The sequence below is a fragment of the Sodalis sp. C49 genome (assembly GCF_046352915.1).
Classification (GTDB): Bacteria; Pseudomonadota; Gammaproteobacteria; order Enterobacterales; family Enterobacteriaceae; genus Acerihabitans.
Map to the genome: position 1 here is coordinate 3,722,716 of NZ_CP163303.1, position 12,417 is coordinate 3,735,132.

Below are 12,417 nucleotides of genomic sequence, written 5' to 3' on the forward strand. Positions count from 1 at the left end.
ATTCCCTTAGTCCGGCGCTCAGGCCGCAAGCAATGTTTGCTGATAATGAAAAAGCTGCTGACGGTTTAATTCCCCCAGCACCTGGTGTTGGTCATCGGTAATGCGCACGCCTGGCGCATCCTGGGCCAGCATCAGGGCCAGCACGTCTTTCAGGCTCGCCCGGGCGTTGACCGAGAGGGTATAGCCGCTTTGGGCGCCGGGCGTCATCGCATGACCGACCGGCGTCAGCGCCAGCAGTTTTAACGACGCGTCGCTGCCGATAAACGCGGCGACAAAGTCATCGGCCGGTTTGCTGAGGATAGCCGCGGGCGTGTCGTACTGACAGAGTTTACCGTCGCGCATAATGGCGATGCGATCGCCCATCTTGATGGCTTCGTCGAGATCGTGGGTCACAATTACCACGGTTTTCTTAACCCGCTGCAGGATTTGCTTAAATTCGTTTTGCAACCGGCCGCGTACCAGCGGATCGATGGCCCCGAAGGGCTCATCCATCAGCATGACCGGCGGGTCGGCCGCCAGCGCCCTGGCCACCCCGACGCGCTGGCGCTGTCCGCCCGACAGTTCCGCCGGATAGCGGCCGCGATCGACGGGATCGAGACCGACCAGATGCAGCAACTCATCGACACGCGCGTCGGTTTTGCGGCGATCCCAGCCCAGTAGACGCGGCACGGTGGCGATATTGTCCGCGATGTTCATATGCGGAAACAGGCCGACGTTCTGGATAACATACCCGATCTGGCGGCGCAGTTGCACGGGATCGACGGCGGTCACATCTTCGCCATTAACGAAGACGCGTCCCCGGGTGGCGTCCTCCAGCCGGTTAATCAGCCGCATGGTGGTGGTTTTTCCGCAGCCGGAGGGGCCAATCAGCGCGGTGGTGGAACCTTCCGGAATCTCAAGCGTCAGGTCAAATACCGCTTTTGCCGTTGTCCCGGGATAAATCTTGGTAATATTTTCCAGTCTGATCATGGGGTTTACCCTTTAGGGACGTGTTTGAACCCGATTTTTTCAACGGCGCCGAACAGCAGTTCGGCGCCGATGGCCAACAGGATGATGGGGATAGCGCCCACCAGCAGGCGCGACATATCCATAATGGCGATGCCGGTGGTGACAAAATCACCCAGCCCGCCGCCGCCGATAAAGGAGGCCAGCGCCGCGCCGCCGATCACCTGCACGGCGGCCGTGCGCACGCCCGCCAGAATGCCGGGCGCCGCCAGCGGCAGAATGACCCGGCGCGTTGTTTGCGCGCGCGTCAGCCCCATTCCCTTGGCGGCGGAGAGCGTGTCGTTATCCACCGCCTGAATGCTGGTGCAGGTATTCAGCAGGATCGGCGGCAGGGCGAGAATCACCAGCGCCACCACCGACGGCAGCAGCCCGATGCCCAAAAACGGCAGCGCCGCCGCCAGGATCGCCAGGCTGGGAATGGTTCTCAGGGTGCTGGCGATATTGGTGGCGATAAACGTGGCGCGCGGCGAGGCCGCCACTTTCACCCCAATCGGAATAGCCAGCAGCAGCGAAAACAACAGCGCCAGCCCGCACATCACCAGGTGTTGGCGCAGGGCGTCGAGGAACTGATCCGGATTAGCCGCAATCCAGCGCCACGCATCCAAAAAAATCATGCGTTTGCCTCCACGCGAACGACGGCATGGACGCGTCGCGCCAGGCGCCGTTGCAGCAGCAGGAACAGCGCGTCGACACCGATGGCCAGCAAAGAGGTCAGGCCGCCGCCCACCAGGATTTTTTCCGGATAACGCTGGTCCAGCCCGGCGAAAATAATGGTGCCCAGACCGCCCGCGTTAATATAGGCGGCCACCGTGGCGATGCCGATAAGAGTGGTGGTGGCGATGCGCAGCCCGGTGATAATAAACGGCAGCGCCAGCGGCAGCTCAATCTCCCACAGCATGCGCCAGTAGCCATAACCCATACCGCGCGCCGCATTCAGCACGTCGGGCGCAATGGCGTGAAAGCCGGTAGCGATATTACGCACCATGATCATCAGCGCGTAGGCGGTGAGGCCGACAATCGCCGGCAGCAGGCCAATTCCCAGCCATGGAATAAACAGCGCGAACAGCGCCAGGCTGGGAATGGAAAACAGCATGCCGGTGAAGGTCAGCACCAGCGCATAGGTTTTGGGCCGGCGGGCGCTCCAGATGCCTAATATCATGGCGATGATGAAGGCGCCGCTTATCGATATGCCCACCAGGTAAAGATGTTGCCATAAGGCCAGGCCGATATCATCAAGGTGTTTGGGAGCCCAACGCATGGCACTCAGTCTCCAGAAGCTGTTCGCCGGCGTTCAGCCAGCCGGGGGCGGTAATGGCCTTAGCCAGATTTTCAATATCGCGGGCGGTGGAGCGATCCTGATCCAATACGGCGACCCGTCCGCGCACGCGGGCATAAACGGCCGCGCTGCCCTGGCCAAGCCGCGCCTGTGGGTCCTGGCGCAAATCGACGGCCTGCGCCGCCACCATCAATTCAATGGCTACCAGATAGCGCAGGCTTTCCACCAGGCGCGCCGTTTTACTGATGACGGCCATGGCCTGCGAGGCGTAGTCCTCCACCCGATCGGCCACCGGTATGGTGATAGCGGACAGCGGATTGGCCTGATGCACAATATCGCCGGTCAGCGCGGAAATGGTTTTTTGCAGCGTGGCAAACCCCGTCTGCCCGCGGTGCGGCGTCAGGAAGCGCGGCAGCCCGCTGGCCCCCTCGGACATCAGTTTCATCATGCGTTCAGCGGCGCAGCTGGCCTGGCGCGCCAGCGCCAAACCCAGGGCTTCAAATGCCAGCGCCAAATGCGTGGCGTCAAAATTGGCGTTGGCCAACACCATCCCGGCCTCGGCTATCAGGGCCGGATTATCATCAGCGCTGTTCAGCTCAAGTTCAGTCGCCTGCCGGGCCAGGTTGAAGGCCTGATAGACGCTTGCCAGCACCGACGCCGCGCAACGGAAGCTCAGCGGGTCTTGCAGCAGACGCGCGCCGCCGGGCTGGCATAAAACACCGCCGGCCAGCAGCGACAGCAGATGGGCCGCGCATTCCGCTCCTCCCGGCAGCCGGCGGATACGGCTGGCCCATGACGACAGCGGGGAGATGTTGGCGCGGAACGCTTCAAACGACAGGGCAATGGCGCCGGCCTGGACGTTAACCAGTTGGGCAATATCGGCCAGCAGCAAGGCGGCCAGGCCGACGCTTGCCGCATTGGAGGAAACCAGCGCCAGTCCATCCTTGCCGGTCAGAGCCGGCAGGGTGAAACCCAGGGTGCGCGCCAGCGCGCGGATATCGGTGACCTGTCCCCGGTATTCCGCCTCTCCGTCGCCCGCCAGCGCGCAGCCGATATGCGCCAGCGGCGCCAGATCGGCTTCGCCGATCGAACCCAGCAATGGCACCTGCGGATGCACGCCAAGATTTAATAAATTAAGTAAGGCCTGCGCGCTCGGCAATGAGATGCCGGAATACCCTTCGGCAATGCCGGCAAGCCGCGCCAGCATCATTGCCCTGACCTGTACGCTATCGGCAAGCGGGCCGACGCCTACCGCGCGCGCCAGTGGAATACGCTGCTGGATGGCGTGCAGGCGCGCGCTATCCTGGCGCCCGTCGGCGCCATTGAGCACCGCGGTATCCACGCCGGCGCCCAGGCCGGTGGTCACGCCGTAGATCCGATCGCCGGCGTCTATGCGCTGGTAAAGAAAAGAAAAGCCGTTTTTTATGCGCTCAAGCGCCGCCGGACTAAACGCCACCGGCTGATTTTCCCGCGCTATGCGCGCAAGCGTTGCCACGGTTAAAGCACTGTCGCCACCGAGATGAAACGTCATGATCACTTTTGCCCGGTTGTCAGGGTTTCACAATGCCTTTTTCACGCAGAAACGCTTGCGCGACGTCGGCCGGTTCTTCTTTGTCTTTTTCCACCGCGGCGTTAAGTTTTTGCATGGTGGCGTTATCAAGCAGCGCGCTGACCTTATTAAGCGCCGCTTCCGCGTTGGGATAGGCCTTTAGCGCCTGGTCGCGGACCACCGGGGCGACGAAATACGGTGGGAAGAGATGCTTATCGTCCGCAAGCGAGACATATTGTCCATCGGCGATTTGCCAGTCGGTGGCGAAACCGTTGGCGACATCGATCTGTCCGGCGGCCAGTGCATCATAGCGCAGGCCGACTTTAGCGAACTGGCGGAAGGATTTGAATTTAATGCCGTAAACCTGCTCCAGTCCTTTCAGGCCGTCCTGGCGATCGCCGAACTCCGCCCCCGCGCCGATGGTCAGTTGCGGCGCCACCTTGGCGAGATCGGAGAGGGTTTTTAAGCGATATTTATCGGCGGTGGCTTTACTGACCAGCAGAGCATAGCCATTGTTCAGCCTGGCCGGGGCCAGCCAGGTAAGCTGATATCTCTCGGCGTAGGCGGTTTTGACCTGCTGGTAGACTTTGTCCGGGTCGGATGACAATTCACCTTTCACCACCGCGCTCAGGGCGGTACCGGTGTATTCGGGATACATATCGATATCGCCTTTTACCAGCGCCGCCTGCGCTATCAGCGTGCCGCCCAGGTTAATTTTGCGTTCAACCGGAATGCCCGCCTGCTCCAATGCCGAGGCATAGATTTCCGCCAGAATATACTGTTCGGTAAAGCTCTTGCTGCCGACGATAAAATCCGCTGCCTGGGCCGCTGACGCTAAGGCGCTTAATCCGGCAATGAAAAATACCATCTGCTTAAGGGGGGTTATGCGCATTTTTTTCCAGAGTAGAATGAGTTGTGTGAATAGACAGGTATATACAATTTCTATGCCAACAATATAAAACATCAATACTCATTGGCTTAGGCCCATCAGCCGCTATTGTCGCGGAGTAAACACGCGCAATTGCACCAGCATATGAGAACGGCCCTTCGAAAGTAGCGCATAAACACCGCGCGGGTGAAATTCGTTTTCGCCATAAGTTATAGCGTTAGTAGCAAAGACAGATCGGATCGGTCGGGATGACCAGCCGCAAGAAAATCAGTCCAGGGGAGGGATAACGCCCTCGGCCAGCGTCTTGAGCAGGCGCGCGCGGCGGCGCTCGAGGTCGGCTATCTGGCGCTCGATGGAATCCAGGCGCTTGCGCTGGACCTCGGTGGTCTGGGGGCAGGCGCTCGCCCCTTCGATCATCCGCATGCAGTCGGGGAACGCGCGGATCTCCGCCAGGCTAAAGCCGGTGGCGATCATGCGCTGGATCTGCCTGACCTGAGCCACCGCCGCCGGGGGAAATGACCGGTAGCCGTTACAGGTGCGGATGGACGTGAGCAACCCCTGCTCATCGTAGTGGCGGATAGAGCGGACGCTGGCGCCGGTTGCGCGCGCGAGCTGGCCAACGGTCAGCGAGTCTGGCGGAATCGTTTTATTCATGGCAACAGCATAGCACATTTTTACCTTGACCCTGACATCAGTGTGAGGGTTGAGTCTGTGGGCTCATGTCCAACCGAAGAGCATTGCTTATGTCCACATTTACGTTTAGCCGCATCTTGTCCGCGCTGGTGGTGACCGCCACGCTGTTCACTTTTTCCCCGGCAGCGCTTGCCGACACGAAAAACTACACTATTACCGCGCCGGACGGCGTAAAAATAGCCGTCCAGGAAGCGGGCAATCCCGACGGCGCCGCCATTATTTTTATCCATGGCCTGCTTGGCAGCCATCTTAACTGGGAGGGGCAAATCAACAGCCCGCAGCTTGCGCGCTATCGTCTGATTACCTACGATATGCGCGGCCACGGCCTGTCCGGTAAGCCCACCGACGCCGCATCTTACACCGACGGACGGCGCTGGGCGGAAGATCTCGCCGCGGTCATCAAAACGTCGCATGCGCGAAAACCGGTGCTGGTGGGGTGGTCGCTGGGCGGGGTCGTTATCTCCAATTATCTGGAAGAGTACGGCGATAGTCCTATCGCCGGCGCGGTTTATGTTGACGGTGTGATTGAACTTAAGCCCGATCAGCTACCGCCGCATCCTGCGGTCTATCGCGATTTGAATGCGCCTGATTTAAAGACCCACCTCGACGCCGTACGTGATTTCCTCAGCCTGTGCTTCTATACCCAGCCGGACGCGGCCACTTTCGGGCGTCTATACGCCAATGCCGCCATGGCCTCATGGGATATGCAGCGAGCCGTGATGTCGATAACGGTCGATGCGGCCAGGGCCCTGGGCAAGGTCCGGGTGCCGGTGCTGCTGATTTATGGCGCCCGGGACGCGCTGGTGCGGCCAACGACGACCATGGCCCGCGCGCAGGCGCTGAATCCGGCGATACAAAAGAAGCTTTACGCCAATTCGGGCCATGCGCCTTTTATCGAGGAGCCGGAGCGCTTTAACCGCGATCTGTCCGCCTTTACCGATAAGACGTTGCCGCGCTAAGCCCGTTTGACGGGATGGCCGCATGAACAACGCGCGGGTGATTACGTTCTGCCATGCCGCGGGGCTAAAATGCCCGGCGGCATGTATTAGTTTCTGGCTCAGCGGCAAGTATCTTCGTTATTTACCAGCGGGTAACGGCGCTGGCCGGGGACGTCTGACGCCATCATTGCGTCCGGCGGTAATATTATAAAAAATGCGTTATGCCACCCGGATAAACGATAAAAAAAGCTTATAAATAAAATGATCAATGGAATATTAATAACAAGGTTATTTATTTAACTCTCTCTGCCATTGGAATATTAAGAATAATTACTCTTATTCCGTACCGCGATCACAATTTAATTTTTACTCGAGATGAACTCTATTTTTTAATAGAGATTATTTACAAACGGAGAGCTGACGCAATTTTTGCCAGGTTAAACAGGCTTATACTGACCGAAATCTGATAATAATGATCTGTGCGGGGAGTTAACCATGCTTACCTTTGCGCTGCGTAATAGCCTGTGGCTGCTGGTTTATCTGTTCTTTATTTCGGCTCCGCTGTTTGTCCTGCTGTTAGGCTCGCTGCCGCCCGCGCGTGATTTCTGGACCGAGTTATCCATGGCCCTGGGATATTCGGGATTAGCGATCATGGGGCTGCAATTCGGCCTGACGGCGCGCTTTCGCTGGGTAACCAAACCCTGGGGCGAGGATGTTATCTATCATTTCCACCGGCGCATCTCGTTAATCGCCCTTGGCCTGGTGCTGGCCCATCCGCTGATTTTGTTTATTATCCGCCCGGAGCTGCTCGCGCTGCTTAATTTTTTCGCGGCCCCCTGGCGCGCCAGGCTGGCGGCGATATCCACCTATTCGCTGATTGCCCTGATCGTCATGGCGCTATGGCGGGTGAAACTCAGGCTCAGCTATGAGGTGTGGCACCTCACCCATATCATCCTGGCTGTGGCGGCCGTGGCGGCGGGACTTTTGCATATGGCCGCATGGGGCTTTTATCTTAATGACCCGGTAAAAAAAGCGTTGTGGTGCGGGCTGATGCTGTTCTGGCTGGCGTTGCTGCTGTATGTCCGCCTGGTAAAACCTCTTTTTATGCTACGCCGGCCCTACCGGGTAACGCAGGTGAAAGCCGAACGCGGCGCCACCACCACCTTGGTGATGATGCCGGAGGGACATAAGGGGTTTGGTTTTACGCCGGGCCAGTTCGGCTGGCTGACGCTGTGGAAGGGTCCGTTTAATATTACTGGCCATCCCTTCTCGTTCTCCTCCAGCGCGGAGGCGGAAGGCGGACGCGTAGAGATGTCGATCCGCAACTTGGGCGATTTCACCGCTAAAATCGCCCGGGTTACCGCCGGACAACGGGTGTATCTCGACGGTCCGTACGGAGCATTCACCATCGGCAACCCGGCCGACATGCATGTGCTGATTGCCGGGGGCGTGGGTATTACCCCCATGATGAGCATGTTGCGCACCCTGGCCGATCGTGGCGATAAACGCCCGGTGGTACTGATATACGGCAGCAAGGACTGGGAATCCATTACTTTTCGCGAGGAGCTGGACGCCTTGCGGGCACGGCTTGATCTGACGCTGGTGCATGTTCTGTCCCACCCCCATGAGGGCTGGACGGGAGAGACCGGCTTTATTAACGCCGCCTTGTTCAGGCGTCACCTGCCGCCGCCGTATAATTTGCATGAATACTTTATTTGCGGGCCGAACGTGATGATGGATGCCATTGAACACGCCTTGTCCGAGATGGATGTGCCGATGGCCAAATACCATACCGAACGCTATAACTTCGCTTGAGGAACATAGATTATGCAACGACGTGTCGCCGAACAGTTGGCTTTGATCAGCGGGCTTATTATCGTGATGCTGGCGCTACTGTTCGCCTGTTTACGGGTCTATGGATGATTGCCCGGCACGCCCCTTTTACAGTGACGGCCGGGACGAAAAGATCCGATTAATCCTGTGTTTGGTATGCCAGCCCGGCGCCGATGGCCGGGCCTTTGGACTTAGGCCGCGTTAGCCGTGGTTCTTAACCGGGCAAACACCCATTTTTCAATTTCAACAATAATGAATATACCGATGCTGACCAGCAGGGTAACGCCCCAGTAAAAAGCCGGCAGCGGCTCGGTGCCGAACGCCCGATTCATAAACGGCAGGTAGATAATGGCCAGTTGCAGCACTATCAGCACGCCGGTGACCAGCCATAATCCCCGGTTGAGGAATATTTCCCGGTTCAATGGGAAGCGGTCCATTACCCGGCAATTGAACATATAAATCCATTGCGCGGTGACCAGCGTTTGCATGACCAGCGTGCGGATAAATTCGCCGCTGTAGCCGCGCGGCAGCAGCAATGATTCCAGCCAAAAGGCGCTGCAGGCGATAAGCGTGCCGACAAAAGCGATACGCCAGATGGCATGGCCGTCCAGCACATGCCGGGCGGGATCGCGCGGCGGGCGCAGCATCACGCCTTTTTCCGCCGGTTCAAAGGCCAGGCCGAACGACAGCGTGGTGGACGTGGCCATATTCACCCACAATATTTGCAGGGCGGTCAGGGGGATCACCGCGCCGGCCAGGATGGCGAAGATAATCAACAGCCCTTGCGCCAGGTTGGTGGGCAAAATAAACAGGATGGTTTTTTTCAGGTTGTCGTAAACGCGTCGCCCTTCTTTAACCGCGTTGGCGATAGTGGCGAAATTATCATCGGTTAATACCATGTCCGCCGCTTCCTTGGTGACCTCGGTACCCTTAATTCCCATGGCGATACCCACATCGGCCTGTTTCAGCGCCGGTGCATCGTTAACGCCGTCGCCGGTCATGCCGACCACCCCGCCTTTGTCCTGCAGCGCTTTGACCAACCGCAGCTTATGCTCCGGGCTGGTGCGGGCAAAAATATCATAATGCACCGCGGCGCCGGCCAGCTGGTTGTCATCCATATGCTCCAGCTGGCTGCCGGTAATGGATTCAACCCCATTGCCGATCCCAAGCATGGCGCCGATGGCCATGGCGGTTTCCTGATGGTCGCCGGTAATCATTTTCACGCGGATGCCGGCACGCTGGCACAGGGCGATGGCTTCGATGGCCTCGGGACGCGGCGGATCCATCATGCCGGCGATGCCGGCAAATACCATGCCCCGCTGGATATCCGCATGCTCCAGGCCCGTCTCTCCTGGTATGGGGTGTTTAAAGGCGGCGGCCACCATCCGCAATCCCTGCCTGGCATAGCGCGCCATTTCCTCTTCCCAGAAATCACGGCGAAACGGGCGTAATCCCTCTTGCGCCAGTTCCTGGTGACAGAAGGTAAACAGCACGTCCGGCGCGCCGGTAAGGAAAACCAGGGTCTCATCGCCGATCTGATGGCGGGTCGCCATATATTTATACGCGGAGTCAAAGGGGATTTTATCCAGCAGGCTGACCTCGCCAAGCCGCAGGCCGGACTTAGCGGCCAGTACCTTCAGCGCGCCCTCCGTCGGCCCGCCGGTAATGCCCCACAGGCCCCGTTCGTCCTGCCGGATTTGGCTGTCATTACACAATTCCACCGCGGTAATAAAGCGCGCCAGGGCGGCATCCTCGCTCAGTGCCACCGCCTGCTCGCTTTCCTGCGGGTAAATTTTACCCACCGGCTCATAACTTTCCCCGGCCACCCGATAGCTGCGATCCGCCACCACCACCGCTTTTACCGTCATTTCATTCATCGTCAGCGTGCCGGTTTTATCGGAGCAGACCACGGTCATGGCTCCCAGGGTTTCCACCGTCGGCAGCTTGCGGATAATCGCCCGCGCCCGCGCCATGGACTGTACGCCCAGCGACAGGATAATGGAGATGATCGCCGGCAATCCTTCGGGCACCGCGGCGACGGCAAGGCTTATCAGCGCCAGCAGCAAGTCGGTGAACGGCATATCGCGCAGGAAAAAAGCGAAGATAAACAGCAGCCCCATCATCACCAGGATCAGCATGAAAATGCCTTTGCCCAGGCGATCCATTTGCGTCAACAGCGGTGTGCGGTGTGGATCGATGGCGGCCATCATCTGGTTAATATGGCCTAACTCGGTATCGCCGCCGCTGGCTATCACCACGCCTTTGGCCGTGCCCGCGCTGATGGTGGTGCCGGAAAACAGCAAATTAACGCGATCGCCAATCGTCACCTCCCGATCAATCGCGCCGATATGTTTGGCCACCACCGTCGATTCACCGGTTAGAATGGCCTCTTCCACCAGCAGGTTATGGGCCTCCAACAACCGCAGGTCGGCCGGAATTTTGTCGCCCGGGCGCAGGGTGACGATATCACCGGGCACCAAATCCCGGGCTGCAATGGTTTGGGTAATCCCCGCGCGAATCACCACCGCCGTGCTGGACAGCATGCCCTGAATGCTTTTCAGCGATTTTTCAGCGTTGCTTTCCTGCACAAAACCAATCAGCGCATTAATCACCGCCACCGCCAGGATAATGACCATATCGACCCATTGCGCCATAATCCCTTTTAATACCGCCGCAATCAGCAGTATATAAATCAGCACATCATTAAAGTGCGCCAGGAATTGTAATAACGGATGCCGGGTTTTGCGCGCGGGCAGTTCATTGGCGCCATGGCGGCGCAGGCGTTCGGCGGCCTCGTGCGCGCTTAATCCGGCATCGGTGGTGTCAAGCTGGCGCAACGTTTCCTTCGTATCCAGCCTGTACCAGGCTTGGTCCGGGTTCGTTGGTGAAACAGATGGTTTTACCGGTGCGGTAGCCATGTAATGACCTCCAAAGGGCAAACAAATAATAGATTATGTTTACAAGACAATGACGCGTTGTTTTATTCCGCAGCGAAATAACATTGACCCGCCGCGTGGCCACACCCAGCCGACGGCGGCGTTTGGGTAGTAAAAAGGCGATGAAAAGTAACCTAATAATAACAGCCTCATGCCGTTATCAATGAGAGATCGGTCAGCTTATTAACAGGAGTGTAATAATTAATTGGCCGGATATTTTTCGGTGAGCCTGGTTGAACGGGGACGGTGCTTGCCGGTAAAAGCACAATTAATATTAAATGGGCGGCTGTTTATTAAATAAATTTATTCTTTAGTCTCTTAAATATCAATTTTTATTAATTAATGGTCTGACTTATTATGTCGCTATATAGAGTTACTGTTGCTACTCGCGAATAAAATCAATAAAGGCGCGCAGCGGCGCCGGCACCAGCCGCCGGTCCGGGTAATACAGATAAGGACCGGAGAAATCCGTCCACCAGGATTCCAGTATCGGCTCCAGCGCGCCGCTGGCGAGATGGGGACGCAGCCACTCTTCGAACAGCTGGATCACCCCGATGCCCGCCACCGCCGCTTCCACCGCCAGATCCACCGCCGCCCCTACGCTTACGATAAGCGGTCCCGAGGGCTGCACCCTGACCCTTTCGCCATCTTTGGCAAATTCCCATTCCGGCATGATGCCGCTGGCATATTTACCGCGCAGGCACGCGTGGCGCAGCAGGTCCCGGGGATGCGCCGGCCGGCCCCGGCGGTCAAGGTAGCCGGGCGCCGCGGCGACGGCAAAACGCTGTCGCCTGGGGCCGATGGGGACGGCAATCATATCTTGCTCCAGCTTTTCGTCGTAGCGTATGCCCGCGTCGCAGCCGGCGGAAAAGATATCCACCACATTGCTGTCTGCCATTATTTCGAGCTGTATTTCAGGATATCGGGCCAGAAACGCCGGGATGATGCCGGGTAAGACCAAACGCACCACGCTGACGGGCACATTCAGCCGCAGGGTGCCGCTGGGGGTATCGCGAAAGGCGTTGACGGCATCAAGCGCCGATTCCACTTCGTTCATTGCCGGCAGCAACCGATCCAATAACATCTTTCCGGCGGCGGTCAGCGCCACGGAACGGGTAGTGCGATTAAACAACCGCACGCCGAGCTGCTGCTCGGCGCGGCGCACGGCATCGCTCAGGCGCGAGGGATTGCTGTTGATGGCCCGGGCCGCTTCCCGGAAACCGCCGGCTTTGGCCACTGCCATTACCGCGTTCAGCAGCCCAAGATCGATTTGCATTGTCCAGAATCCCGCACAGCCC

At 58.5% G+C, this 12,417-nt stretch carries 10 protein-coding genes; 2 read left to right on the top strand and 8 right to left on the bottom strand.

Going from position 1 to position 12,417, the window contains the following annotated elements; genetic code table 11:
* Positions 1 to 18 precede the first annotated feature (18 nt).
* The 6 genes from ABUK12_RS16770 to ABUK12_RS16795 all read right to left on the bottom strand — a co-directional run bounded on the left by ABUK12_RS16770 (position 19) and on the right by ABUK12_RS16795 (position 5,373).
* A complete protein-coding gene (locus ABUK12_RS16770; RefSeq protein ID WP_410012915.1) occupies positions 19 to 969 on the bottom strand; it encodes an ABC transporter ATP-binding protein in 951 nt (316 codons plus the stop codon).
* 5 nt (positions 970 to 974) lie between these two features.
* Entirely contained in the window at positions 975 to 1,619 is a 645-nt protein-coding gene (locus ABUK12_RS16775) for an ABC transporter permease (RefSeq protein ID WP_410012916.1), read from the bottom strand.
* Positions 1,616 to 2,263, bottom strand: coding sequence for an ABC transporter permease (locus tag ABUK12_RS16780; protein WP_410012917.1), 648 nt, complete (start codon positions 2,261 to 2,263; stop codon positions 1,616 to 1,618). The genes ABUK12_RS16775 and ABUK12_RS16780 overlap by 4 nt, the downstream gene beginning before the upstream one ends.
* Complete coding sequence (gene hutH / locus ABUK12_RS16785) at positions 2,238 to 3,812, bottom strand: histidine ammonia-lyase (RefSeq protein WP_410012918.1); 1,575 nt, start codon at positions 3,810 to 3,812, stop codon at positions 2,238 to 2,240. Before hutH ends, ABUK12_RS16780 begins: the two co-directional genes overlap by 26 nt.
* A 19-nt stretch (positions 3,813 to 3,831) precedes the next feature.
* The gene (locus ABUK12_RS16790; RefSeq protein ID WP_410012919.1) at positions 3,832 to 4,722 is read right to left on the bottom strand and encodes a glycine betaine ABC transporter substrate-binding protein; all 891 of its coding nucleotides are present in this window, start codon (positions 4,720 to 4,722) and stop codon (positions 3,832 to 3,834) included.
* A 264-nt stretch (positions 4,723 to 4,986) separates the two neighbouring features.
* Positions 4,987 to 5,373: a MerR family transcriptional regulator gene (locus tag ABUK12_RS16795; RefSeq protein WP_410012920.1), complete on the bottom strand. Its 387-nt coding sequence runs from the start codon at positions 5,371 to 5,373 to the stop codon at positions 4,987 to 4,989.
* Between the two features lie 89 nt (positions 5,374 to 5,462).
* Between ABUK12_RS16795 and ABUK12_RS16800 the strand changes: the two genes are divergently transcribed.
* Together ABUK12_RS16800 and ABUK12_RS16805 are read left to right on the top strand one after the other, a co-directional pair.
* On the top strand, positions 5,463 to 6,371 hold the full coding sequence (locus ABUK12_RS16800; RefSeq protein WP_410012921.1) for an alpha/beta fold hydrolase: 909 nt from the start codon (positions 5,463 to 5,465) through the stop codon (positions 6,369 to 6,371).
* Positions 6,372 to 6,845: 474 nt separating this feature from the next.
* On the top strand, positions 6,846 to 8,165 hold the full coding sequence (locus ABUK12_RS16805) for a ferric reductase-like transmembrane domain-containing protein (protein ID WP_410012922.1): 1,320 nt from the start codon (positions 6,846 to 6,848) through the stop codon (positions 8,163 to 8,165).
* Positions 8,166 to 8,374: 209 nt separating this feature from the next.
* On the opposite strand, the gene ABUK12_RS16810 is transcribed toward ABUK12_RS16805, so the two are convergent.
* Both ABUK12_RS16810 and ABUK12_RS16815 read right to left on the bottom strand, forming a co-directional pair.
* Entirely contained in the window at positions 8,375 to 11,101 is a 2,727-nt protein-coding gene (locus ABUK12_RS16810; RefSeq protein WP_410012923.1) for a cation-transporting P-type ATPase, read from the bottom strand.
* Positions 11,102 to 11,501: 400 nt separating this feature from the next.
* Positions 11,502 to 12,395 carry a LysR family transcriptional regulator gene (locus ABUK12_RS16815; RefSeq protein WP_410012924.1) on the bottom strand — a complete coding sequence of 298 codons (894 nt, stop codon included), beginning with the start codon at positions 12,393 to 12,395 and terminating at the stop codon, positions 11,502 to 11,504.
* Positions 12,396 to 12,417 lie beyond the last annotated feature (22 nt).